Origin of the sequence: Streptomyces sp. Ag109_O5-1 (genome assembly GCF_003814875.1) — a bacterium.
Lineage (GTDB): Bacteria > Actinomycetota > Actinomycetes > Streptomycetales > Streptomycetaceae > Streptomyces > Streptomyces sasae.
Genome location: NZ_RKQF01000001.1, coordinates 4,770,929 through 4,794,402, shown reverse-complemented (window position 1 = coordinate 4,794,402; position 23,474 = coordinate 4,770,929). Strand labels below are relative to the sequence as shown.

Annotated in this window: 20 protein-coding genes and 1 pseudogene; 11 read left to right on the top strand and 10 right to left on the bottom strand. The window is 70.6% G+C overall.

Going from position 1 to position 23,474, the window contains the following annotated elements:
* The first annotated feature begins 3 nt into the window (after positions 1 to 3).
* Together EDD90_RS21775 and leuE are read left to right on the top strand one after the other, a co-directional pair.
* Entirely contained in the window at positions 4 to 1,584 is a 1,581-nt protein-coding gene (locus EDD90_RS21775) for a methylmalonyl-CoA mutase (RefSeq protein WP_123974633.1), read from the top strand.
* Positions 1,585 to 1,630: 46 nt separating this feature from the next.
* Positions 1,631 to 2,281, top strand: a complete 651-nt coding sequence (gene leuE, locus EDD90_RS21770) for a leucine efflux protein LeuE (RefSeq protein ID WP_123974632.1) — start codon at positions 1,631 to 1,633, stop codon at positions 2,279 to 2,281.
* Between the two features lie 4 nt (positions 2,282 to 2,285).
* Here the strand turns inward: leuE and EDD90_RS57470 are convergent, their stop codons facing one another.
* Together EDD90_RS57470 and EDD90_RS21760 are read right to left on the bottom strand one after the other, a co-directional pair.
* Positions 2,286 to 2,528: a hypothetical protein gene (locus EDD90_RS57470; protein ID WP_260328742.1), complete on the bottom strand. Its 243-nt coding sequence runs from the start codon at positions 2,526 to 2,528 to the stop codon at positions 2,286 to 2,288.
* 231 nt (positions 2,529 to 2,759) lie between these two features.
* Positions 2,760 to 4,151 (bottom strand): FAD-dependent monooxygenase, encoded by a 1,392-nt coding sequence (locus EDD90_RS21760; RefSeq protein WP_123974630.1) that lies wholly within the window; start codon positions 4,149 to 4,151, stop codon positions 2,760 to 2,762.
* Positions 4,152 to 4,222: 71 nt separating this feature from the next.
* Between EDD90_RS21760 and EDD90_RS21755 the strand changes: the two genes are divergently transcribed.
* Positions 4,223 to 4,873 carry a TetR/AcrR family transcriptional regulator C-terminal domain-containing protein gene (locus tag EDD90_RS21755; protein WP_123974629.1) on the top strand — a complete coding sequence of 217 codons (651 nt, stop codon included), beginning with the start codon at positions 4,223 to 4,225 and terminating at the stop codon, positions 4,871 to 4,873.
* A 91-nt stretch (positions 4,874 to 4,964) separates the two neighbouring features.
* On the opposite strand, the gene EDD90_RS21750 is transcribed toward EDD90_RS21755, so the two are convergent.
* The 5 genes from EDD90_RS21750 to EDD90_RS21730 form a co-directional block, all read right to left on the bottom strand.
* Positions 4,965 to 5,879 (bottom strand): class I SAM-dependent methyltransferase, encoded by a 915-nt coding sequence (locus EDD90_RS21750; RefSeq protein ID WP_123974628.1) that lies wholly within the window; start codon positions 5,877 to 5,879, stop codon positions 4,965 to 4,967.
* A gap of 189 nt (positions 5,880 to 6,068) precedes the next feature.
* Positions 6,069 to 7,178 (bottom strand): acyltransferase, encoded by a 1,110-nt coding sequence (locus EDD90_RS21745; RefSeq protein ID WP_123974627.1) that lies wholly within the window; start codon positions 7,176 to 7,178, stop codon positions 6,069 to 6,071.
* 342 nt (positions 7,179 to 7,520) lie between these two features.
* Positions 7,521 to 10,196: a glycosyltransferase family 4 protein gene (locus EDD90_RS21740; RefSeq protein WP_123974626.1), complete on the bottom strand. Its 2,676-nt coding sequence runs from the start codon at positions 10,194 to 10,196 to the stop codon at positions 7,521 to 7,523.
* A 253-nt stretch (positions 10,197 to 10,449) separates the two neighbouring features.
* A complete protein-coding gene (locus EDD90_RS21735; RefSeq protein ID WP_123974625.1) occupies positions 10,450 to 11,784 on the bottom strand; it encodes an alpha-2,8-polysialyltransferase family protein in 1,335 nt (444 codons plus the stop codon).
* A complete protein-coding gene (locus tag EDD90_RS21730; RefSeq protein ID WP_123974624.1) occupies positions 11,781 to 12,758 on the bottom strand; it encodes a glycosyltransferase family 2 protein in 978 nt (325 codons plus the stop codon). The genes EDD90_RS21735 and EDD90_RS21730 overlap by 4 nt, the downstream gene beginning before the upstream one ends.
* A gap of 198 nt (positions 12,759 to 12,956) precedes the next feature.
* Here EDD90_RS21730 and EDD90_RS21725 point away from each other — a divergent pair, with 198 nt between their 5' ends.
* The 4 genes from EDD90_RS21725 to EDD90_RS21710 are packed head-to-tail and all read left to right on the top strand — an operon-like array spanning position 12,957 to position 17,703.
* On the top strand, positions 12,957 to 14,279 hold the full coding sequence (locus EDD90_RS21725; protein ID WP_123974623.1) for a DUF6716 putative glycosyltransferase: 1,323 nt from the start codon (positions 12,957 to 12,959) through the stop codon (positions 14,277 to 14,279).
* A gap of 47 nt (positions 14,280 to 14,326) precedes the next feature.
* Positions 14,327 to 15,577, top strand: coding sequence for an acylneuraminate cytidylyltransferase (locus tag EDD90_RS21720; RefSeq protein WP_123974622.1), 1,251 nt, complete (start codon positions 14,327 to 14,329; stop codon positions 15,575 to 15,577).
* Positions 15,578 to 15,592: 15 nt separating this feature from the next.
* Entirely contained in the window at positions 15,593 to 16,528 is a 936-nt protein-coding gene (locus EDD90_RS21715) for an N-acetylneuraminate synthase family protein (protein ID WP_123974621.1), read from the top strand.
* A 35-nt stretch (positions 16,529 to 16,563) separates the two neighbouring features.
* Positions 16,564 to 17,703, top strand: a complete 1,140-nt coding sequence (locus tag EDD90_RS21710; RefSeq protein WP_123974620.1) for a hypothetical protein — start codon at positions 16,564 to 16,566, stop codon at positions 17,701 to 17,703.
* 31 nt (positions 17,704 to 17,734) lie between these two features.
* Here the strand turns inward: EDD90_RS21710 and EDD90_RS21705 are convergent, their stop codons facing one another.
* Positions 17,735 to 18,757: an aldo/keto reductase gene (locus EDD90_RS21705; protein WP_260327987.1), complete on the bottom strand. Its 1,023-nt coding sequence runs from the start codon at positions 18,755 to 18,757 to the stop codon at positions 17,735 to 17,737.
* A gap of 122 nt (positions 18,758 to 18,879) precedes the next feature.
* Between EDD90_RS21705 and EDD90_RS21700 the strand changes: the two genes are divergently transcribed.
* The gene (locus EDD90_RS21700; RefSeq protein WP_123974618.1) at positions 18,880 to 19,773 is read left to right on the top strand and encodes an AraC family transcriptional regulator; all 894 of its coding nucleotides are present in this window, start codon (positions 18,880 to 18,882) and stop codon (positions 19,771 to 19,773) included.
* 74 nt (positions 19,774 to 19,847) lie between these two features.
* Positions 19,848 to 20,354, top strand: a complete 507-nt coding sequence (locus EDD90_RS21695; protein WP_123974617.1) for a carboxymuconolactone decarboxylase family protein — start codon at positions 19,848 to 19,850, stop codon at positions 20,352 to 20,354.
* Positions 20,355 to 20,410: 56 nt separating this feature from the next.
* Here EDD90_RS21695 and EDD90_RS55575 read toward each other — a convergent pair whose 3' ends face one another.
* A complete protein-coding gene (locus EDD90_RS55575; protein WP_185149703.1) occupies positions 20,411 to 20,614 on the bottom strand; it encodes a hypothetical protein in 204 nt (67 codons plus the stop codon).
* On the opposite strand from EDD90_RS55575, the pseudogene EDD90_RS21690 reads away from it, so the two are divergent.
* Positions 20,525 to 21,016 (top strand): annotated as a pseudogene (locus EDD90_RS21690) (hypothetical protein); the annotation flags it as partial. The gene EDD90_RS55575 and the pseudogene EDD90_RS21690 overlap by 90 nt on opposite strands.
* Before the next feature lie 71 nt (positions 21,017 to 21,087).
* On the opposite strand, the gene EDD90_RS21685 reads toward EDD90_RS21690, so the two are convergent.
* Positions 21,088 to 21,744 carry a class I SAM-dependent methyltransferase gene (locus EDD90_RS21685; RefSeq protein WP_123974616.1) on the bottom strand — a complete coding sequence of 219 codons (657 nt, stop codon included), beginning with the start codon at positions 21,742 to 21,744 and terminating at the stop codon, positions 21,088 to 21,090.
* 271 nt (positions 21,745 to 22,015) lie between these two features.
* Here EDD90_RS21685 and EDD90_RS21680 point away from each other — a divergent pair, with 271 nt between their 5' ends.
* Entirely contained in the window at positions 22,016 to 23,233 is a 1,218-nt protein-coding gene (locus tag EDD90_RS21680) for a M20 family metallopeptidase (protein WP_123974615.1), read from the top strand.
* The last annotated feature ends 241 nt before the right edge of the window (positions 23,234 to 23,474 follow it).

Genomic DNA, 23,474 nt, shown 5'->3' with positions numbered 1-23,474 from the left:
ATCATGGTCCGTGAGTCGGAGTCCGGACTGCCCGTCGACCCGGTCTACGGCCCCTCGGCCCTCGCGGGCTGGGACCCGGCCGAGCGACTCGGCGACCCGGGGTCCTACCCCTTCACCAGGGGTGTCTACCCGACGATGTACACCGGCCGCCCCTGGACGATGCGCCAGTACGCCGGCTTCGGTACGGCGACGGAGTCCAACGCCCGCTACCGGCAGCTGATCGCCCACGGCACCACGGGCCTGTCCGTCGCCTTCGACCTGCCCACCCAGATGGGCCACGACTCCGACGCGCCCCTGGCGCACGGCGAGGTCGGCAAGGTGGGCGTGGCGATCGACTCGATCGACGACATGCGGGTGCTGTTCGACGGGATCCCGCTCGACAAGGTCTCCACGTCGATGACGATCAACGCCCCGGCGGCCGTGCTGTTGCTGCTGTACCAGCTGGTGGCGGAGGAGCAGGGGGTGGCCGCCGACCGGCTGACGGGAACGGTCCAGAACGACATCCTGAAGGAGTACATCGCGCGGGGAACGTACATCTACCCTCCGAAGCCCTCCCTGCGCCTCGTCGCGGACACCTTCGAGTACTGCCGGGCCGAGATCCCAAGGTGGAACACCATGTCCATCTCCGGCTACCACATGGCCGAGGCCGGGGCGTCCCCCGCGCAGGAGATCGCCTTCACCCTCGCGGACGGCATCGAGTACGTGCGGACGGCGGTCGCGGCCGGCATGGGCGTCGACGAGTTCGCACCCCGGCTGTCCTTCTTCTTCGTGGCCCGTACGACGCTGCTGGAGGAGGTCGCCAAGTTCCGCGCGGCGCGCCGGATCTGGGCCCGGGTGATGCGGGAGGAGTTCGGGGCGCGGGACCCGAGGTCGCTGATGCTCCGCTTCCACACGCAGACCGCAGGGGTGCAGCTGACGGCCCAGCAGCCGGAGGTGAACCTGGTCCGGGTGGCGGTGCAGGCCCTGGCCGCGGTCCTCGGCGGCACCCAGTCGCTGCACACCAACTCCTTCGACGAGGCGATCGCCCTGCCCACGGACCGGAGTGCGCGGCTGGCGCTGCGCACCCAGCAGGTCCTGGCCCACGAGACCGATGTGACGGCGACGGTGGATCCCTTCGCCGGTTCGTACGCGGTGGAGCGGATGACGGACGACGTGGAGGGCGCCGCCGTCGCGCTGATGCGGAAGGTCGAGGACCTGGGCGGCGCGGTGGCGGCGATCGAGCACGGCTTCCAGAAGGCCGAGATCGAACGCAACGCCTACCGCATCGCCCGGGAGACGGACGCCGGCGACCGGGTGGTGGTCGGCGTCAACCGCTTCCGGCTCGACGAGGAGGAGCCGTACGAGCCGCTCCGCGTCGACCCGGCCATCGAGGCCCAGCAGGTGGCACGTCTCGCGCGGCTGCGCGCCGACCGGGACGGGCCGGCCGTCGACGCGGCTCTCGCCGCCCTGAGGAAGGCCGCCGGGGGCGAGGACAACGTCCTGCCCCCGATGAAGGAGGCGCTGCGGGCCCGGGCGACGGTGGGGGAGGTGTGCAACGCGCTGCGGGAGGTGTGGGGTGTGTACGTCCCGGCCGACGCCTTCTGACCCGCGACGGGGGGCATTGTCGGACGTCCGTGCGAGACTTCTTCACATGTTCGGCGTCATCGATCTCCCCACCTATCTGGCAGGACTCGTCCTGATCGTCCTGCTGCCCGGCCCCAACTCCCTCTATGTGCTGTCCGTCGCCGCCCGGCAGGGCGTACGGGCCGGTTACACCGCCGCCGCCGGCGTGTGGTGCGGGGACATGGTGCTGATGACGCTGTCCGCGGCCGGGGTGGCCTCGCTGCTGAAGGCCAACGCCGCGCTGTTCGGGATCGTGAAGTACGCGGGCGCCGGCTATCTGACCTGGCTGGCGATAGGCATGCTGCGGGCGGCCTGGGGGATGTGGCGGACGCGGAAGGAGCGGACGGCGGAGCAGTCGGCGCCGGTCGCCGCCGCCCATGAGCGGCCGTACCGCCGGGCCCTGGTGATCAGCCTCTTCAACCCCAAGGCGATCCTGTTCTTCGTCGCCTTCTTCGTGCAGTTCGTCGACCCGGGGTACGCCTATCCGGCCCTGTCCTTCGTCGTCCTCGGCGCCTTCGCCCAGCTGGCCAGCTTCCTCTACCTGACCGCCCTGATATTCAGCGGCACCAGGCTGGCCGACGCGTTCCGCCGCCGGAAGCGGATGTCGGCGACGGCCACTTCGGCGGCGGGCGTGCTGTTCCTCGGCTTCGCGGTGAAGCTGACCCTGGCCAGCGCCTGAGCGCTCACAGGTGTTCGGTGAGCCGCTCGGCGGCCCAACCCGCCCATTCCTCTGAGGTCGTGGAGCCGCGCAGGCCGTACTCGAGCATGAGCCAGCCGCAGATCTGGACCGGGTCCCCGACCCATTCGGCGTTGTCCCGGATGGACTCCAGTGCGGCGACCCGCTCCCGGTTCACCTGCGCGAACTTCTCCAGGTAGTCGACGCCTTCCTCACGGCTGAGGGTCCACAGGAAGAAGACGCGGAGCAGCGCCGCGCTGCGGAAGGCGAGATCGAGACCGGGCTCGGTGAGCCAGCGGCGCAGTTCCGCGCGCCCCGCGTCGGTGATGCCGTACTCGCGGCGGTGGCGCGCGCCGGTCCCGGTGACCTCGATCAGACCGTCACTGGGCGTCCCTGTGCTGGGCGCTGCTGCCGGCGGTGCGGGCCGGGCTGCGTCTTCTGCAGAGAGGCCCGCGGACCGCTCCCGCGTGATCCGCGCGTCCTACGCGCCGCCGAGGGCCCCGGTGCGCTCCGCGTACGTGCGCACCCCCTCGGCCGTCGCACCCGCCCAGCCCACATAGCCGTCCGGGCGGACCAGGAACACTCCGGGGCCGTACGACTCCGGGGCCGGGAGCCGGCGTACCGAGTCCGGGACGCCGTCGACCGGGTCCGGGGCCAGCAGGGTCCAGTGCGGGCCCCGGAACGCGTCGAACATCCGCACCCCGTCCGCGTTGCGCCCGTCGGGTGCGCGGTCGCCCGCCCGCACCGGCCCCGGGTTCGCCCGGGTCTCCTCCGTCAGTGAGGAGTCCCGGTAGCCGAGGCCGAGCTGGACCGTCGCCTCGCCGCGCCGGACCTCGCCCCGGTGTACGCCCGTCGAGAGGTCCAGCATGGCGGCGGCGTTGGCGCGCCGCTCCTCCTCGTAGGTGTCGAGAAGTCCGTCCGGGGTGCTGCCGTCGAGCACCGCGCCCAGTTTCCAGCCCAGGTTGTAGGCGTCCTGGATGCTGGTGTTGAGGCCCTGGCCGCCGGCCGGGGAGTGGACATGGGCCGCGTCCCCGGCCAGGAGGACCCGCCCCACCCGGAAGCGGTCGGCCAGGGCGGCGCGGGTGCGGAAGTCGGAGGCCCAGCGCAGCTCGGTGACATCCGCCGCGTCGAGGTGGGAGTACGTCGTCACCAGCCGCCGTATCCCGTCCAGGGACAGGTCGGGGACCGTGCCCCGCGGCAGCTTCGCCGCCAGCTGGAAGTCCTCGGTGCCGGCCAGCGGGCACAGCGCCACGCCGTTCCCGTCGGCGCCGGCGAAGGTGTGCCAGTGCTCCCGGTCCAGGCCCCGCACCCGCAGGTCGGCCACCAGGAAGGGGCTCGGGTCGACCGGCTCGCCGGTCATGCCGACGCCCACCGCACGCCGTACCGTCGACCGTCCCCCGTCCGCCGCCACCACGAACCGCGCGCGGGCCGTCGTACCGTCGGTGAAGCGGACCGCCACGCCGTCCGCGTCCTGCTCCAGATCCGTCACGCCGCGCCCGAACCCGACCCGGCCGCCCAGCTCCCGCAGCCGCGCGTACAGCACCTCCTGCGTCCGCCACTGCGCGACCATCAGCGGATCCGTGTACGGCGTGCCCTCGTCCCCCGTCACCTCGTCGAACATCGGCTCCGTCCCGATCCGTTCGCCGTTCTTCCAGAGCAGCCGGGGCGGGTAGAGGCCGCCGGCCGCGCGGATCGCGTCGCGCACCCCGAGGTCGTCGAAGACCTCCTGGGTGCGGGGCTGGATCCCCTTGCCGCGCGAGCCGGGGAACAGCTTCTCGCCCGCTTCCACGACCAGCGCGTCCACCCCGCGCCGGGCCAGGTCGATGCCGAGGGTGAGTCCGGTCGGGCCGGCGCCCACGATCAGTACATCCATCACAAATCTCCTTAACGATGTTAAGTGCCGTGGATGACAAGGCTGCCCTTAACGCTGTTAAGCTGTCAAGTGTGAGTACGGAACGACGCGCGCCACTCGACCGCCGGCGGGTCGCCGACACGGCCCTGCGCCTGCTGAACGAGGTCGGGCTGGAGGGACTGACCCTCCGGGCCATCGCCAGGGAGCTGGACGTCAAGGCCCCGGCCCTCTACTGGCACTTCAAGGACAAACAGGCGCTGCTGGACGAGATGGCGACCGAGATGTACCGCCGGATGGTCGCGGGCACCGAACTCGATCCCGCCGACACCTGGCAGGACCGGCTGCGCAAGGTGAACCGGGGACTGCGCACGGCCCTGCTCGGCTACCGCGACGGCGCCAAGGTCTTCAGCGGCTCACGCTTCACGAGCATGGACCACGCCCCTGAGCAGGAGGCGAACCTGCGCGTCCTGGCTCAGGCGGGCCTCACCCTCGCCCAGGCGGCGGCAGCGGGCCGCACCACGCACGCCTACACCATCGGCTTCGTGACCGAGGAACAGGGCGTCGTACCCCTCCCGGGAGAACGCCGGGAGGGGTACGACGTCGAGGAACGTGCCCGCCTGCTGGCCGACTTCCCACTGGCGGCGGCGGTGGGCCGGGAGATCTTCACGAATTACGCCCACCATTTCGAGGAGGGCTTGGAGTTGGTGATCGCGGGAATCGGCGCACGGTACGAAATCAACTGACCCGCGCCTCGCCAGGGGCGCGGGGAACTGCGCGAGCAGCCACGATGAACCCGCAGTCGCCCACGGGTCCGTCGAGGCACTCTGACAGGCGCTACCGCATCGCCTTCCGAAGAGCCCGGGTAAGCACCGGTGGCATCAGATCCACTGCCACCCGCCGCACCCGACTCCGCTGCCGAGGTGTCGAGGCCACCACCGGCGGCGCCGCAGGTACGGGAGTCGGCTCCACCGGCTCCTCCGGCACGTCCGCGTAGCGGGACGGCGGGAACTCCGGCGCCCGCATCCCCCTCGACTTCAGCCGTATGATCCGGTGCCCCGCCGCCTCCTGCGTGCTCAGATCGCAGTCGGTCCGCCCCTGCACCATCTCCAGCAGCGCCTCCTGCACCGGGCCCGCGTCGCCCCAAGTGCCGTACAGCTTCTGGGTGCTGATGCAGATCGGGTTCAGACCGCGGTTGAGGACGGCCTCCCAGGTCGCTATGGAGACGCCGGGCGTGTGCTCGGAGCGGAAGTCGTCGAGGACCACGATCCCCTCGGGCAGGAGCAGGTCGTGCGCGGCCCCTATGTCGCCGTGCACGTGCTCGTACAGGTGCGAGGCGTCTATGTGCACGAACCGGCAGGAGCCGGGCGCGACTTCGGAGGAGACTACCGAGCTGGGGCCCTGCAGCACCCGGGGCAGCTCGTCGTGGAAGGCGAGGTAGTTCTCCTCGAAGATGCGCCGGGTGAGCTTGCTGTACGACTTCGTCGACTCGGCCCGGTTCGCGTCGTCCGGGGCGTCACCCTCGAAGAGGTCGCACACCGTGTACTTCTCGCCGGGGTGCAGGTGTCTGCCGGTGAAGATCGCGCTCTTGCCCATGTAGACCCCGACTTCCAGCAGGTCACCCTGCATGCCGGCGGCCTCCTGGCGGTTCAGGAACCAGTCGAAGAGCAACTGGTCGAGCACCGGGAACCAGCCGGGGACGTCGTCGAGACGGCGGGGCGGTCGGGTCGTTTCCTGGGTGGTGATGGCCATGCGGAGGAGGCACTCCCTCGATACGCGATACGGCTGTCTGTGGAATCCCTGCGGAAAGCCTGTGTACGGGCAAGGTTCTAAGGTGCCTGCCCGCCGTGCCACTCCGAAACCCATCCAGAGATGAACGACGGGCCAACATCCAGGGGTTAATGCGAAGTGAATTCCGGCTGAATCAGGCGTTCTTCGACGTCACGCGTATTTCAGTGCCCTCTTCAGGCGTGGCCCGAAAGGTTTCTCCACGAACCGGTGGATCAGCCAGGCCAGACCGAGCATCCCGAGCACCGTCACCGCGAGCGTCGGCCACGGCGGCAGCCCCCATGCGCGGTGCAGCACCCGGATCACGAACCAGCCCAGGTGCTCATGGACCAGATAGAAGGGATATGTCAGTGCCCCGGCCGTGGTCAGCCAGGGCCGGTTCGCCCGGTGCGTCCAGCCGGCCGCGACCGCCGCGACGGCGGCGAAGGCGAGGGTGACGACGAGCATCACGACATACGGGTCGCGGGGCGCGCCAGCCCGCCACAGCCCCTGGGTGGCCATACGCAGTCCGAGGATCCAGGAGACCGCCACGATGCCCCAGGGCAGCAGCCGGCCGCCGAAGCGGTGGACGAGGTAGAGGGCCAGACCGCCGATGAAGTAGGGGGCGTACCCGGGCATGACGACCAGCTCGGCCCAGGGGCCGCCGGCCGCGGTGGACAGGACGGCGGCCAGGGTCCACACCGAGCAGAACAGCACCACCCTGCGATAGGTGACGCCCGGCAGGACGACCGTCAGCGCGAACAGGGCGTAGAAGCGCACCTCGACCCAGAGGGTCCAGCAGACGCCGAGGACGCGGGGCACGCCCATCGGCTGCTGCAGCATCGTCAGGTTGACCAGGAACTCGTCGGGCCGCACCGCGTGCACGACCGCGGGCAGGACCAGGGACGCACCGGTGACCAGCAACAGCGCGACCCAGTAGGCGGGGTAGAGGCGGGCGACCCGGGAGCGGAAGAAGTCGCCGAGGGAGCGGCCCCAACTGCTCATGCAGATCACGAAACCGCTGATGACGAAGAAGAACTCGACGCCGAGACAGCCGTAGGCGGCCGCCCCGGACAGGGTCGGGAAGACGAGGTCGGGGTTCTGGTGCCAGGACGCGGAGACGACTCCGCCGCGGCCGGTGTAGTGGTAGAGACAGACCATCAGCGCGGCGACGAGCCGCAGTCCGTCGAGAGCGAGAAGCCGGGTGTGCGGTCGTCCGGGTGGGGCCGGGGCGACGGCGGTCTTCGCGGGCGGGGGCGCCAGCGTGGGGGATGCGAGTGACATGGTGCGGCACGCCTACCCGCACCCGGGCTGCTAATCATCCGATCAGCCTGGACATCCCCGGTACGAAGGAGGCACACCGCCGTCACCTGGGCGAATCACCGCAGCCGTGTGGTCGGCGGCTTCGACGGTTCTTGTGACGGCGGCGCGTTGTTCACCCGGAGGACGCGCCGGCGACAGCCAGCCGGCGGTGCGGCCATGAGCCGTCGGCGATCAGGGGTGTTCCCAAGTCCCCAGGGCGCAGGCGGCCCTTGGGGCCGGCCCGACGGGCTGCCCGGGTAACCGGTACGGCCGTGACGGGTGTGGTCGGACCGGCACGGCCGTACCGGTGGCTTCACACCGCGCTCATTCGGACTTCAGCAGCCGGGCGGAGCGGTTGGCGAGGTCGATGCGGATCGCCTCCTTGCGGGCGATCTGCCGTATCGCCTTGCCCCGGGCGCCGATGTGCCCGGCCACCCGGGAGATCTCCGACCACACCCGGCCGCGCTCGCCGCCCGCGATCGCGGCGGCGGACAGCAGCCGGAACGCCTCGTCGGTGTCACCGCGCGAGGCACGGATCTCGGCCATGCCGATGAGCACGTCCACCGGCTGCCGGCGGCGCAGGATCTCCGTGCCCACACGCAGCGCCTCGTCCTGCCGCCCCGCGGCGAAATGCCGGGTGAAGTCCTCGGCGAGGTACTTGGCGTGCCGGGAGAGCACCGCGGAGAACGGCCCTTCGGCGTACGACGTCTCGCCGTCCGGCTCCTGTCCCGGGGCCTCGGCGGGCAGGGTCCGCGCCATGTCGTCGGGGCCCGCCAGGTTCAGGGCCGTCGTCATCCGGGCGGTGAAGGCGGAGATGTCGAACAGCTCCTCGACGTCCCGGTACTCCTCCTCCGACACCTGCTCGTCGAGTACGTGCCGCAGCGCGTCCAGCGCCGCCTCGGGCGTGTACTCGGCAAAGGAGCGGTAGCCGGACACCCCCTCCAGCACCTCACGGGAGCCCACCCGGTGGTAGGTGACCGTGCGCAGCCGCTGCTGTACCGCCTCGACCACCGACAGCGGCATCGGGTCGTCGACGCTGGAGAGGAAGAACACGTCGGAGGCGGCGAGTTCCTCGCGCACCCGGTCGCGGGAGAGGGCACCCATCCACTCGACGCGGTCCGACAGCAGGGTCGAGGCACCGATCCGCCAGGTCTTGTGGCCGATCCACGCGAACCGCCACGGCAGGCCCTGCGCGTACGCGAGTTCCGCGACCCGGGAGAAGAGGTCGAGGCCCTTGCGGTCCTGCATCGAGCCGACCATCACGATCCGCGGCCGCTCACCGGGCGTCTGCCGGGCCCGGGCGCGGTGGGTGTCCAGCGGCACGGTGTTGTAGACGACGACCGGGTCGCTCACCCCGAGCTGCCGGAACATGTCGGCCTGGGCGGTGGAGACGCACAGCACCGTCATCTTGGGCAGCACCTGGAGCATCTCGGCGTGCCGCAGCGCGTGCTGCTCGCCCTCGAAGTTCATGACGTACTCGGTCTCGTGGGCGTACAGCACCACGGAGCGGCCCAGGGCGTGCAGCGCCTCCGTCAGCTCGTTGGCGAGCGGCGAACGCCAGAACGGGGCGAGGCTGTTGATCAGGACGACCTCGGCGTCCTCCAGGTCGGCCAGGACGTCCTCGGTGCGCGAGTACACGCCGAGGTCGAAGTAGCGGATGTCGACCGGGCTCTGGGCGAGCAGCGCCTGGGTGTACGTGAGCACGGGGATCGCCACGCCGGTGACGTAGGAGAAGCCCAGGCCGAGGACGGCCAGTGAACGCGGCCGGTTCAGCCGTCCCTCGACGGCGCGCAGGGCGCGTTCGGCGCGCGGGACGTGGGCCCGCGGTCCGCCCTCCGGGGCCGACCAGCGGGGCGCGGCCCGCTCGACGGGGACCTCGGCCTCCTCGATCCGGCGCAGCACGCGGGAGGGGACGTCGTCGTGGAAGGTGAGGAAGTGCTCGACGGGCTCGCCGTGGGCGTTGGGCGTGAACTTGCCCGTGCGCTGTAGTTCGGCGGCGACGTCGACGAGTTCGCCGACCGTGCCGACGTTGCGCAGCAGCGGGTGGTTGACCGTCGGGAAGACGATGTTCAGCGCCGGCGGGCTGAACAGGATCAGCGGTGTGCCCGCCCGCAGCGTCTGCAGATAGGTGGTGGAGAAGAAGGTGATCGCGAGGTCGTAGCCGTCGAGGGTCTCGGCCTCCAGCAGCACGCTCTCGTCGAGCACGGTCACGTCGGGCAGGTTCTGCAGCCATTCGAGGTGGCCGCGGAGCGTGGAGGGGTGCGGCTTGATCTCCACCTCGCCGAAGGCGGTGAGCGCCGCGCACAGCTCGGTGAGCGCCTCGCGGTGGTCGTTCCTGGAGAGCTTGCGCTGGTCGCTGAGCGGCTGGTCGAGGACGACGATGCGCAGCGGCTCACCGGGGCGCTTGGCGTGCCGGTGGGTGGTGGAGCGGGCCGCCCGCAGCAGCTGGGGGTCGTCGCTGTGGCCGAGTGCGCCGGTGATGTGGACGGGTGCGTCGCTGTCCGCCGAGCGGAACATCAGATGGTGGGCCGTCGCCGGTCCCCACACGCAGACGGCGGCGGGGGAGGAGGAACCGTAGTACCAGTTCTGGTCGCGCAGGCCCGGGTCGGTCTTCTTGAAGTGGAAGTCCAGATGCCCGTCCTGGACGAGGACCAGCGGGAGCGTGCCGCCCAGCTCGCCGGCGACCCGGCGGCCGCGCTGCGACTGGTCGTTGAAGAACACCAGCCGGTCGATGCGCTCCTGGTCGGTGAAGGCGTGGATGCGGTGGCCGACCTCCTCCAGGAACTCCGCACCGCTGAGCGCCTCGTCGACCTGGAACAGGTTGTGCACCTTCAGGCTGTCGAAGCGGGCCGCCGCCTCCTGCTCGATCCATCCGGCGACATCGCCGTCCCGGTCCGCCGTGACCAGGTGGAAGGAGTGGGTCCCGGCTCCGGGTGCCCGCATGATCTCCGAAGCGAGGCCGACACCGTTGCGGTTCTCGACAAACACAGCGATACGCATGGACGCAATCAATCCTCACTGGGTTCAATCACAGTTTCTTACTGTGATCACACCCGTTCCTTCTTGTGAGTGAATGAAATACGACCTTGTCCTGCGTGCATCCGAATCAATGGGGAAGCGTAGGTGAACTCTGTGCGACACGGAGTTGGCGCAGGTGGACAAAAAAGGAAATCGGGATGCAAGAAGCCCCTTGGGTTCCATAGGTTTTTCACACCTGGAACACAAGGGGCTCTATGGGCCGGGAGGCCTCGGTTCAGCGCTTGACGGCCTTCTGCAACGCTCGGGCCCGGCGGACCATCCGCCGGGCCGTGGAGTTGCGGGGGATGAAGGCGAGCCGGCCCGGGATGCCACCGGGCAGCCCGAGCGAGGTCAGGCGCTTGCGCTTGAAGTAGCGCATGGAGCGGTCCTTCAGATGGCCGGCGAGGTAGCGCTCGGTCTCCGTGCGCAGATACGGGTAGATCTTCGGCTGCATCGCGAAGCCCACCGCGCGGATCAGCTCGCCGAGCGCCTCGACGCTCATGCCGGGGCGCTGCTCCTGGACCGCCTTGCGGTCGGTGAGCGCGGGCACCAGGGCGTCGACGACGGTGACCGGGACGCGGTTGCTGTTCTCGTACGGGGTGAGCCGGTCGAGAAGCGTGTCGGTGCCGATACGGGCGGTCGGCAGGCCGTAGAGCGCGGACGCGGTGAGCAGCGCGGTGGAGAAGCAGCCGACCACCAGGGCGGGGCGCATCCGCTGGTAGAGCACCTCGGCGAGGACCGTGGTGTCCAGGACGGTGAGCTCGACCTCGAGCTTCTCGGCCTCCTGCTCCAGGGTGCGGGCGAACCGGGCCGGTGCGGAGGGGTGCGGCTTGAACACGACCTTGGTGTGGCCGAGCTCGACGGCGCCCTTCAACATCCGGACGTGCAGGTTCTCCTCCTGCTCCGCGGTGAGGATGTCGAGCGCGGAGAGGTACTGGCCGAGCAGCAGGGCCGGTTCCTCGATCTCGGGCAGCTCGTCGCCGCTGGGCGCGAGTTCGGCCAGCACCTTGGTGAACGCGGCGGTCGGGACGACCTCGCCCTCGACGCCGAACTCGGTGAGCAGCAGGGGCTTGAGGCCCGGCACCAGGTCGAGGTGGAGGACGCGGTCCACGCGGGTGCCGACCAGCGGGTCGATCTTGTTGCGGGTCGGGCCGTAGCTCATCAGGCCGTCGGCGTAGACCGTGACCGGGGCGCCGTTGAAGATCTGGGTGAGGCTGAGCGAGGGGTTGACCTGGATCGACTCGACGGCGAGCTCGACGTCCTCGTCGCCCAGCTGCCACTCGTGGCGCAGGAAGCGTTCCCACAGGGGCATGTCCTCCACCCGGGGGGCCCAGCCGCCCGGGTGGAACGGGAAGATCGTCTCGTTGTACGAGATCACGTCGTCGAACCGGTCGCGCAGCCGCTCGAAGCCGGGCGTCTCGTCCAGGCCCGGGGTGATCTCGGGGGTCGCCGCGTTGTTGCAGACCAGCAGGATGCGCCGGTCGGCCGGGCGGAACGCGCCGGAGTCCAGGGCGGCGGCGAGGGTGGCCGTGCCGTAGAGGGTGGACGCCTGGAAGATCTGGGTGGTCACGCGGCGGCTCCCGCGGGGGCGGGACGGCGGCGCAGCCGGCGCAGCTTGGTCGCGCGCTGGAGGTCCATGGAGTCCAGGGCGTCGTCCAGCACGTCCTGCGGCATGCGCCGTAGCGCGGCGGCACTCATTGATTTCAGCTTCTTCGCCACCGCGGGCTCGAACCTTTCGATGGATCCCAGGTGATGGGAAATGATCGCGCAATACGTACGGACGGCCTTGGGCAGGAGATCCTTCGCGTCGGCGTCCTGTGCGGTTTCCTCGACCACCTGGTCGAACGCGCGAATGAAATCGAGCTGACGGACATCGCCGATCTGCGTGAGTGACGTGGCCACGCCACGCCGGTAGAAGACACCGAGCAGGTTCACCGCGGCGAAGGACTCCGCCTCCCGGTGCAGCTTCCAGATCCACGGCCGGTCCTCGGCCGTCCGCAGTCCGTCGGTGAAATGCACCAGTCCCTTGTCCACCAGACGGCGGTGATAGACCCCCGCCCACGCGTACGCGTAGTCGACGGAGGTGGACCGGTCCGCGGGCAGGATCGCCTTGCGCGGGTCCATCACGACGTTGCGTCGACCGATCGGCGCCCGCTGCACGAGCCGGGCCCGCGCGGTGCACTGCACATGGTCGGTACGGACGAAGTCGCAGCCCAGGGACTCGATGGCGGACACCAGATCCGGGTAGTAGCCCGGCGCGAGCCAGTCGTCCCCGTCCAGGAAGGTCACGTACTCGCCGCGCGCTTTGTCGATGCCGGTGTTGCGCGCGGTGGCCAGCCCTCCGTTCTTCTCGTGTCTGACATGAACCGCCCCTGGCAACTCGCGCTCGGCTCGCGCGAGAATCTCTGGGGTCCCGTCGGTCGAACAGTCGTCGACGAGAATGAATTCGAAGTCGTCACGCGCGTTCGCGCGCAGACTCCTCAGGGTGTCGGGCGCGTATTGCTGCACGTTGTAGAACGGCACGATGACGGAGAGCTTGACCACGTGGGGGACGTTAGAGGAGCCCCCGTCGTGCGTCTTGACCGCCGCCTTGATACCAGGTGAACGACATGTGGCGAGGTCGTGAACCGGGCCTTTTTGAGGGGCGATCCCGGGCTGATTCGCCATTCGGCGATGTGTTGTTAACCGTTTGTTGGATTCGGGTTCGGGAGATCCTCGGAATGGCTTCCTAGCGTCTTCGGTGTGCCAGCAAGTGCAACGAAGTCCCTGCGGGTGGCCGTCCTGGCGGATTCCGACACTCGGTGGAAGTGGGGGGCGCTCACCGCGAAGCGCCTGATGCCCAACGACAGCGACGGTTCGGAGATCAGGCTCGACGGTTACCTCCTGCGGGGCCGTGCCACCCCCACCGCCCGCCAGCTCCAGGAAGTCGGCGTCCACGCGGACTCGCTCCGTGAGGTGACGGCCGTCGAGTTCCTGAGAGAGATGGAGCAGCAGTCGTACGACATCCTCGTCCTCTCCCTCGTCGGCGGCGGGGTGCAGGCCATGCTGCACGGGCTGCGCAGCGCCTGGGCCGGCCGGGAGAAGCGGCCCGTCGTCGTCACCGGCTATGTCGGCGTCGTCTACGAGAAGCTCGCCGACGGCCTGCTGCTGCGGCACGGCGCGGACCTGGTCCTCGCCAACTCCCGGCAGGACGCGGACCGTTTCCGGGCCGTCTACGAGGGGGTCGGCGCCGACTCCTCGTCGGTGACCGAGGTCGCGCTGCCGTTCCTCGGCGGGGCGCCGTACGAAGGTGAGTACAAGCCGTACACGGTGGTGTTCGCCGCCCAGCCGTCGGTCCCCGACAGCCGCAGGGACCGCACCTACCTGCTCAACCGGCTGATCCAGCACGCCCGCAAGCACCCCGAGCGGGAGGTGCTGCTCAAGCTGCGCTCCAAGCCCGGCGAGCACACCACCCACATCGAGGAACTGCCGTACCAGAAGCTGGTCCAGGGCAAGGACGTGCCCGCCAACTTCCGGCTGGTGTACGGGCACATGGGCGATGTGCTCGACCACACCGACCTGCTCGTCACCATGAGCTCCACGGCCGCCCTGGAGGCCCTGCACCGCCGGATCCCGACCGTGGTCCTCACCGACCTCGGCATCCGCGAGGCGCTCGGCAACCACCACTTCGTCGGCTCCGGGTGCCTCGCCTCCTGGGACCAGCTCGACGCCGGCCACCGCCCGGCGCCCGACGCCGACTGGGTCGCCCGGCAGGGCGTCGCCGCCGACGGTACGTACGCCACCGCCTTCGACGCGGCCCGCGAGCGCATCGCGAAGCTGCTCGACCGGCCCGGCGGGCTGCCGCCGCTGAACCCGTACTACACACCCGAGACCGCGCCCGGCTACCTGCCCGGCATCCTGGCCCGCCACCACCTCGGCCCCGACGGTGTCCCGCTGCCCGGCGCACCGGCCGCCGACAAGGCCCCGGGCCCCGTCCGCCAGATCGTGCGCCGGGCCGCACGCGGCGCCTACCGCCACGGCGTCCAGCGAGTGGCCCCCGTGATCCGACGAATGGGAGAGCTGTGAGCGACCGGATCCCGCGTCAAGCGTCAGTTGCCGAAGGAACAGAGCCGATGCCCCACCCCGAAACCGCCGTCGTCCCCCGCGTCCTCGCCGTGATCCCCGCCCGGGGCGGCTCGAAGGGCGTGCCCGCGAAGAACCTCGCACCGGTCGGCGGCGTCCCGCTGGTCGCCCGCGCGGTCCGCGAGTGCGTCGCCGCCCGCCTGGTGACCGACGTGGTCGTCTCCACCGACGACCAGGCGATCGCCGCCGCCGCCCGCTCGGCCGGCGCCGAGGTGGTGCTGCGCCCCGCCGCCATCGCCGGTGACACCGCCACCTCCGAGGCCGCCGTCCTGCACGCCATGGACGCCCACGAGGCGCTGCACGGCGCCCCGGTCGACGTCGTGCTGCTCGTACAGTGCACCAGCCCGTTCATCGTCCGCGAGGACATCGACGGGGTGGCCGGCGCGGTCGTCGAGAACGGCGCCGACACGGCCCTGACCGTCGCCCCGTTCCACGGCTTCGTCTGGCGCGACGAGGTGCACGCGCCGGTACCGGCGGGCGCCGACGAGGCTTCCGTCAGCGGCGGCTTCGGCGTCAACCACGACAAGTCGTTCCGCCCGCGCCGCCAGGACCGCCCCCAGGACTTCCTGGAGACCGGCGCCGCCTACGCGATGCGCGCCGACGGCTTCCGCGAGCACCAGCACCGCTTCTTCGGCCACACCGAGCTGGTGCGCACCGACCCCGCCCGTGTGCTGGAGATCGACGACCCGCACGAGCTCGCCCGCGCCCGCGCGCTGGCCCCCCTCTTCGACGCGGACCGCCCCGGTTCGCTGCCGACCGCCGACGACGTCGACGCGGTCGTACTGGACTTCGACGGCACCCAGACCGACGACCGGGTGCTGATCGACGCCGACGGAAAGGAGTTCGTCTCCGTGCACCGCGGCGACGGACTCGGCATCGCCGCCCTGCGAAAGAGCGGGCTCAGGATGCTGATCCTCTCCACGGAGCAGAACCCGGTCGTCGCCGCCCGGGCCCGGAAACTCCAGATCCCGGTCCTGCACGGCATCGACCGAAAGGACCTCGCACTCAAGCAGTGGTGCGAGGAGCAGGGCATCGCTCCCGAGCGCGTGCTCTACGTCGGAAACGACGTCAATGACCTCCCGTGCTTCGCCGTTGCCGGCTGGCCCGTGGCGGTCGCGAGCGCCCACGACGTCGTACGCGGCGCCGCACGCGCGGTCACCACCCTCCCCGGCGGTGACGGCGCGATCCGAGAGATCGCCAGCTGGATCCTCGGCCCCTCTCTCGATTCCCTCCCGAAGTAAGGACACCCCACAGTCATGAGCAACTCCCGTCTGCGCACGTTCGGTTCCCGTGAGGTCGGCCCCGGTCAGCCCGTCTACATCTGCGGCGAGATCGGCATCAACCACAACGGTGAGCTGGAGAACGCCTTCAAGCTGATCGACGTCGCCGCCGAGGCCGGCTGTGACGCCGTCAAGTTCCAGAAGCGCACCCCGGAGATCTGCACCCCGCGCGACCAGTGGGACATCGAGCGCGACACCCCCTGGGGCCGCATGACCTACATCGACTACCGCCACCGCGTGGAGTTCGGTGAGGACGAGTACCGCCAGATCGACGAGTACTGCAAGGAGAAGGGCATCGCCTGGTTCGCGTCCCCGTGGGACACCGAGGCCGTCGCCTTCCTGGAGAAGTTCGACGTCCCGGCCCACAAGGTCGCCTCCGCGTCCCTCACGGACGACGAGCTCCTGAAGGCCCTGCGCGCCACCAACCGCTCGGTGATCCTCTCCACCGGCATGTCCACCCCGAAGCAGATCCGCCACGCGGTCGAGGTCCTGGGCTCGGAGAACATCCTCCTCTGCCACGCCACCTCCACCTACCCGGCGAAGGCCGAGGAGCTCAACCTCCGCGTGATCAACACGCTGGAGAAGGAGTACCCGAACGTCCCGATCGGCTACTCCGGCCACGAGACGGGCCTGCAGACCACCCTCGCCGCGGTCGCGCTCGGGGCGACCTTCGTCGAGCGTCACATCACCCTCGACCGCGCCATGTGGGGCTCCGACCAGGCCGCCTCCGTCGAGCCGCAGGGCCTCACCCGCCTGGTCCGCGACATCCGCACCATCTCGGCCTCCCTCGGCGACGGCGTCAAGAAGGTCTACGACTCGGAGCTCGGCCCGATGAAGAAGCTCCGCCGCGTCACCGGTGTCGTCGCCGAGGCGGAGATCGCCGCGGCCGCCGGCGAGCCGGTCCAGGTCTGACCCCTTTGTTAAGACGACGGGACGGTCGTACGTCGATGAGCCCCCGCGCCGGGAACACCGGCCCCCACACACTCGCGTTCGTCGAGAGTCCGGTGCAGTTGCTGAACGTGCTGGAGTGGGCGCATGTCCATGCCCTGCGCGGGTCGGCGGAGCCGCGGCCGACCGTACCCGGACAGGTACGGCGCTCGGTGTCCGGCATAGCTGCGCCCGGCGCGGAACTCACGATCGTCGTCCTGTCCCCGACCGACCCCATGACCCGGGGCCAGCTCCGCCGGATGGCGGACCTGGCCCGTGACGAGGGCTACCGGGTCCGCTGGGAGGAGGCGCGGGGCGGCACCACCGCGCCCTTCCAGACGATCGGCGGCCTGGCGGGTGCCCTCCGCCGGGCCGACCGGATCGTGATGGGGGATCCGTTCTCCCGCTACGTACAGCTGCTCCTGACGATCACCCGTGCCCGGGACCTGGTCGTCGTCGACGACGGCACGGCGACGATGGAGTTCGTCGGCCAGCTCGCGCGCGGTGAACGCCTGGTCCGCTGGCACCGCAAGGGCGGCCGGCCCGGCGCCCGGGACCTGCTCTTCGCCCCGGTCTCGTCCTCCGCCCGCCGCCGCCTCACCCCCAGCTCCCGCCGCCGGGTGGAGGTCTTCTCCTCCATGCCGATGACGGAGACGCCGCAGGGCGTGACGGTCACCGCGAACGACTTCTCCTGGACCCGGGCCCGCTTCGGGCCGCCGCGCATCACCAAGGGCGCGGACATGGTCGGCACCTCGCTGGTGGAGACGGGAGTCGTGGACGGCGACCGCTACCTGGAGGCCGTCCAGACCCTGGCCAAGGCCCATGGCGCGACCCGCTACTTCGCGCACCGTCGCGAGAGCACGGACAAGCTGCACCGGCTGGCGGCCGAGACGGGCCTGGAGATAGTCCGCCCGGATCTGCCGTTGGAGCTGATCGCCCGCCGCGGGCCCATCGGCCGTACGATCCTGAGCTTCCCCTCGACCGTCGTGCACACCCTGCCCCTCGCCCTGGTCGGCACGGGCGTCCGGGTGGCCGTCTGCGACATCGACCCGGCGTGGCTGACGGAGAACGCGTCACCTCGGGCGCAGGGGTTCCTCTCCGGTGTCACGGGGACGGCGAAGGACGTACACCGGCTGGCGGCGGTGACGAGCCCGGCGTGACCGGCGGTCCTCGGGGGCACTCGGGGCCCACTCACTCCCAGGTGGGCATGACCGCCTGGGGGTAGCGGGAGCCGGCCGCGCCGTGCGGCAGGATCTCCTGGACGCGGGCCAGGTCCTCGGGCGTGAGGGTGACGTGCGCCGAGGCCACGTTCTCCTCCAGACGGCGCGGGCTGCGGGTGCCCGGGATGGGCACGATGTCGTCGCCCTGCGCGAGCAGCCAGGCCAGCGCCAGCTGGGTGACCGTGGCGCCCTTGCCCTCCGCCAGGACGGTCAGCTCGCGGACCGCGGCGACGTTCTTCTCGTAGTTGCCGGGCAGCCAGCGTTCGTCCATGGTGCGCCGCATGTCGTCGGCGTCGTACTCGGCGGCCGGCTTGACGGCGCCGGTGAGGAAGCCGCGGCCGAGCGGGGAGTACGGCACGAAGCCGATACCCAGCTCCCGGACCGCGGGCAGGATCTCGGCCTCCACGGCCCGTTCGAACACCGAGTACTCGGACTGGAGCACCGAGACGGGGTGCACGGCATGGGCGCGGCGGATCGTCTCCGGGCCGGCCTCGCTCAGCCCGAGGAACCGGACCTTGCCTTCGGCGATCAGCTCGCCGACCGTGCCCGCCACGTCCTCGATGGGGACGTCGGGGTCCACGCGGTGCTGGTACAGCACGTCGATGCGGTCCGTGCCCAGGTGGCGCAGGCTGTTCTCGGTGACCTCGCGGATGTGCTCGGGACGGCTGTCCAGGCCGCGTCCGATCCGGCTCGGGTCGGAGAGGTCGAAGCCGAACTTGGTCGCGATCAGGATCTCGTCGCGGAAGCCCTTCACCGCGCGCCCGAGAAGCTGCTCGTTGCTGCCGGTGCCCAGGCCGTACAGCTCGGCCGTGTCGAAGAGGGTGACGCCGAGTTCACGGGCCCGGTGGACGGTGGCGATGCTGCTCTGCTCGTCGGGGGCGCCGTAGGCCATGGTCATGCCCATGGTGCCCAGACCGATCGCGCCGGCCGTGAGGCCCTGGGTGCCGAGGGTGCGCCGGGGGAGGGGTGTGGTGTGAGTACTGTCCTGTGCCATGCCGTCAACGCTAGGGACGCGGCCCCCGGGGGGCATGGGCCACCGCTCGCATAGGATTGCCTGATTCTCTCAGGGGCCGTCCGGGGGACTGTCTCAAGAACTGTTCAGGAACGGAGTGCGCCGTGCTGGACCGACTCGTCGCCGCCATCGACCGGCACAGCGAGCGACCGGGTTCCGGCACCGCCGTGCCCCGCCTCTCCCTGGCCTCGGTCGACGAGCCGGTCGAACCCGCCCACATCCTCTACGAACCGATGATCTGCTTCGTCGCCGCCGGCACGAAACGCACCACCGCGGGCGAGCTGGTCCGGGTCGCACGCCCCGGCGAGATGCTCCTCACCACCATCGACCTGCCCGTCACCGCGGACCTGGAGCAGGTGCCGTACCGGTCCGCGTCCCTGCATCTCGACGGTGAGCCGCTGACGGAGCTGCTGGTGGAGCTGGACGAGACCGTCCGGACCGCCCCGTCGGCCACCTCCGCGCAGGCCGCCGCGCCCATGCCCCCCGAACTCGCCGACGCGGTTGCCCGCTGGGTCGAACTCCTCGACACCCCCGACGACATCCGCCCCCTCGCCGGCCGTATCGAGAGCGAGATCCTCTACCGGCTGCTGCGCAGCTCCCTCGGCCCGGTCCTGCGCCAGTGGTCGCTGGCCGACTCGACCGCGACCCGGGTGCGCGAGGTGGCCCGCTGGATCCGCGCCCGTTACGCGGAGCCGCTGAGCATCGACGAGATCGCCGCGGTGGCGCACATGAGCGCGGCCGGGCTGCACCGCCACTTCAAGGCGGCGACCGGCATGAGCCCGCTCCGCTACCAGAAACACCTGCGCCTCCAGGAGGCCCGGCGCCGCCTGGTCGCGGGCGACGCGACGGCGGCCCAGATCGCCCAGGCCGTCGGCTACGTCAGCGCCACCCAGTTCAACCGCGAGTACCGCACCGCCTACGGCCTCCCCCCGGTCCAGGACGCGGCCCGCCTGCGTGCCCGCCTCACCCGCGCGAGCCCCGCGCCGACGGGGTCGTAGCCCCGTCGGTCACATTCTCCCGTCCCGATCCGTCAGTGCGATGACAGCAACACACAAGCGCTGAGGAGACGGTGATGGAAACACGTGCGATCACGGCCGAGGTTCCGATGGGCCCGCGGATGTCCGAGGACCCGGCGCAGCTCGTCCCCGAGCTGGCGGAGGTGTCCGCGGCGCTGTTCCGGGCCGCCGGCAACGGTTCGGTACCGCGTCCCACGATCAGCCTGGTCCAGCTGCGGGCCGGTCAGATCGTCGGCAGCACGTATCTGACCGTGCTGCACACGGGCTTCCTGCGCAAGGCGGGGGAGTCGGAGGAGCGGATCACGTCGGTGGTGTCGTGGCAGGACTCGCCGTACTTCACGGCGCCCGAGCGGGCGGCGCTGGCCCTGGTGGAGGCGGTCCTCCAGCCGCCGGCGGAGGGCGAGCGGGTCTCCGACGAACTGTACGCACAGGCGGCCGAGCACTACGAGCCCAAGGCGCTCGCCACTCTGATGTTCGTGATCGGCCAGGTCAACTTCTTCATCCCGATCGCGCTGATCGCCAAGCCGGTACCGGGGCGGTCGTTCAACGCGCCCTGGAACTGAGACCGTCGCCCGCGGTGCCGTGACCGTCGGTGCCGTGGCCGTCGGACGGCGAGGCGTCAGACCGCGAGCCGGCGGACGGCGTCGACCAGACCGTCGACGCCGTCCGCCGTGGTCGCGAAGGAGGTGACGAGGCGGACGACGCCCGGCTCCCAGCGGTCGTGGTAGAAGGCGTGCTGGGGCCCGACAACGTGCCGGTGATCGCGGACGAGCGGGAGGCCGAACGGGACGTACCCCTTGCGGTGCTTTCGGCCATGACACACGGGCGGGGCCCGAACGCCGCGCCCATACTGGAATCGCTCGCAGCCGCCTTGAAGACCATCGACCGCGACAGCGCCGCGGTGTTCGTGCAGTTCGTCGACTCGTGCCTGGTTGATCCTCAGGCGAAGCAGATGTGGAGGGACCTGATGACGGCGATCCAGTACTTCTGGCGGCACCCGCTGGCGGAGCAGGTGCGCGAGGAAGGGCGGGAAGAAGGGCGTGAGCAGGGGCGTGTCCAGGAACGCGCCCAGATGGTCCTGCGGCTTCTGGAGTGGCGCTGTGTTCCGGTGAGCGACGCCGTACGGGAGCGGGCGGATGCCTGCACCGAGCTGGACCGGCTCGAGGTCTGGGCCCAGCGCGCGATGCACGTCACCGACGCCACGGACCTGTTCGTCGAGGAGTGACCGTCGGGGCCGTCCGCTTCCCCGGGCGGTAGCGGAGCGAGCGGGCGGCCTGTCGGTGGTTCGGCGGGTGGTCAGCCCGGCTTGCGGGCCAGTACGAACGCCCGGGGCCACTTCTCCGGGCCCAGCGGTTCCCGGATCAGCGTCGCCGCCACCTCCAGGCCCGCCGTCACGAGCATGTCGCCCACCGCGTACGCCGGGCGCCAGTGGTAGTGGAGGTCGATCTCGTGGCCGAAGCGTTCCGTGACGTGGAGGCCGGCCTGTTCGCCCTTCTGGAAGGCGAGCAGGACATGGCCGCCCGGGACCAGGACCCGGTGGAAGCCGGCGAAGGTCGCCGGGAGGTGGGCGTCGGGGATGTGGATGATCGAGTAGAGGGCGAGGATGCCGCCCAGGGTTTCGTCGGGCAGGTCCAGGGACGTCATCGAGCCCCGGTGGAAGCGCAGGCCGGGGTGGCTCTCGCGGGCCAGGGCGACCATGGCGGGGGAGAGGTCGATGCCGAAGGCCGGGACGCCCAGGTCGTTCAGATGGGCGGTGATGTGGCCGGGGCCGCTGCCCAGGTCGGCCACGGGGGCGGTGCCGTTCGCCTTCACCAGTGAGGCGAAGGCGGCGATCAACGACATGTCCACCGGCCGGTCGGGCAGGCCCGGGAATTCGGCGGAGTAGTCCTTGGCGATCGTGTCGTAGGACGTACGGGTGGTCTCTATGAAATCGGTCGTGTCCGAGTCCGTCACGGTCGCGCACGCTACCGGTCGGGCGCGCCCGGCGTGGGGAAGTCGCGGTTCCGGCCTGGTTCCGGCCCGGTCCTGTTCCGGTGGATGGACAGGACCGGCGCGATCGTCGAGAGGCGTGGTATGCGTGGAAGAGGAAACATAAGTGTTACCCAGCCACGCCCCAGGTCATACCTCCGCGGTCAGATTTTCTTCACCTAACGGGTTGAACTTTTGTTGATCTCGGGTCAGTTGACCGTCCGGGCGTCCTACCCTTCAGAGGGTGAACCAATTGATGTCCCTAGAGTCCGAGGCCGACCTCCCCGGGGATGTGCTCCCCGGCGTGCTCAGCGAGGAGCTGCACGCCGAACTCGTGGCCTTCCGCCGCGACTTGCATATGCACCCCGAGCTAGGCAACCAGGAGTTCCGCACGACGGCCGCGATCAAGGAACGGCTGGAGAAGGCCGGGCTCCGGCCGCGTGTCCTCGCGATGGGGACCGGACTCATCTGTGACATCGGGCCGGTGGGGGACGGGCTGCCGATGCTCGCCCTGCGGGCCGACATCGACGGGCTGCCCATCCCGGACATGAAGACCGAGTGCGCCTACCGGTCGACCGTGCCGGACCGGGCCCACGCCTGTGGACATGACGTGCATACGACAGTCGTGCTGGGCGCCGGGCTCGTACTCGCCGAGCTGCACGAGCGGGGGCTGCTGCCCCGTCCGGTGCGGCTGCTGTTCCAGCCCGCCGAGGAGGTGCTGCCCGGCGGTGCCACCGAGGCCATCGACTGCGGGGTGCTGGACGGGGTGGGGCGGATCATCGCCGTGCACTGCGACCCCAGGGTGGACGTGGGGAGGATCGGGCTGCGGACCGGGGCCATCACCAGCGCCTGCGACCGTATCGAGGTGGCCCTGGACGGGCCCGGCGGGCACACCGCCCGGCCGCATCTGACCACCGACCTGGTCACCGCCGCCGCCCGGGTCGCCGTCGACGTGCCCGCGATCATCGGGCGGCGCGTGGACAGCCGTAGCGGACTCGCCGTGACCTGGGGACGGATCGAGTCCGGACACGCGCCGAACGTGATCCCGCAGCACGCCGAGCTGTCCGGGACCGTGCGCTGCCTGGACCTGGAGGCCTGGCGGCAGGCGCCGGACGTGGTGCACGCAGCGATCGACGAGGTCGCGACCCTGCACCGGGCCAAGTCCGAGATCAACTACGTGCGCGGGGTGCCGCCGGTCGTCAACGACCCGGTGATCACCGAACTGCTGCGGGACGCGATGGCCGCCCGGCGCGGGACCGACTCCATCGAGGGGACCGAGCAGAGCCTCGGCGGCGAGGACTTCTCCTGGTACCTGGAGCAGGTGCCGGGCGCGCTGGCGCGGCTCGGGGTGCGGACGCCGGGCGAGCGGACGGTGCGTGACCTGCACCAGGGTGACTTCGACGCCGACGAGCGGGCGATCACCGTGGGCGTGGAGCTGTTCACGGCCGCCGCCCTGATCGACGCGACCAGGTAGTCGCATCGGCGGGAGTCGTATCGGACGACTGGAGAAACGGTTCGAACGGCTGGAGAAACGGTCAGCTTGACGCAGGGGCGAATGGGTGCCTGATCAGCACCCATTCGCCCCCTTGTGTCACCCCGCTGTAACCGGCGATCTCCGCTTGTAACCCGGAGTCGGCACGGTTCGATAACGGCCCGGAGAAACCCCGTTCCCCTCCGCTTCTACGCGCGTTACTGTGCGCCGAAATCGCCACCGC

What these genes read in the sequence shown, in the direction of transcription:
- EDD90_RS21705 (WP_260327987.1), bottom strand. Translation starts at nt 18,757, where the DNA reads ATGGCACAGGACAGTACTCACACCACACCCCTCCCCCGGCGCACCCTC.
- EDD90_RS21710 (WP_123974620.1), top strand. Translation starts at nt 16,564, where the DNA reads ATGAGCCCCCGCGCCGGGAACACCGGCCCCCACACACTCGCGTTCGTC.
- EDD90_RS21760 (WP_123974630.1), bottom strand. Translation starts at nt 4,151, where the DNA reads ATGGATGTACTGATCGTGGGCGCCGGCCCGACCGGACTCACCCTCGGC.
- EDD90_RS21715 (WP_123974621.1), top strand. Translation starts at nt 15,593, where the DNA reads ATGAGCAACTCCCGTCTGCGCACGTTCGGTTCCCGTGAGGTCGGCCCC.
- EDD90_RS21750 (WP_123974628.1), bottom strand. Translation starts at nt 5,879, where the DNA reads ATGGCCATCACCACCCAGGAAACGACCCGACCGCCCCGCCGTCTCGAC.
- EDD90_RS21745 (WP_123974627.1), bottom strand. Translation starts at nt 7,178, where the DNA reads ATGTCACTCGCATCCCCCACGCTGGCGCCCCCGCCCGCGAAGACCGCC.
- EDD90_RS21775 (WP_123974633.1), top strand. Translation starts at nt 4, where the DNA reads ATGGTCCGTGAGTCGGAGTCCGGACTGCCCGTCGACCCGGTCTACGGC.
- EDD90_RS21695 (WP_123974617.1), top strand. Translation starts at nt 19,848, where the DNA reads ATGGAAACACGTGCGATCACGGCCGAGGTTCCGATGGGCCCGCGGATG.
- EDD90_RS21720 (WP_123974622.1), top strand. Translation starts at nt 14,327, where the DNA reads ATGCCCCACCCCGAAACCGCCGTCGTCCCCCGCGTCCTCGCCGTGATC.
- EDD90_RS21680 (WP_123974615.1), top strand. Translation starts at nt 22,016, where the DNA reads ATGTCCCTAGAGTCCGAGGCCGACCTCCCCGGGGATGTGCTCCCCGGC.
- EDD90_RS21740 (WP_123974626.1), bottom strand. Translation starts at nt 10,196, where the DNA reads ATGCGTATCGCTGTGTTTGTCGAGAACCGCAACGGTGTCGGCCTCGCT.
- leuE (WP_123974632.1), top strand. Translation starts at nt 1,631, where the DNA reads ATGTTCGGCGTCATCGATCTCCCCACCTATCTGGCAGGACTCGTCCTG.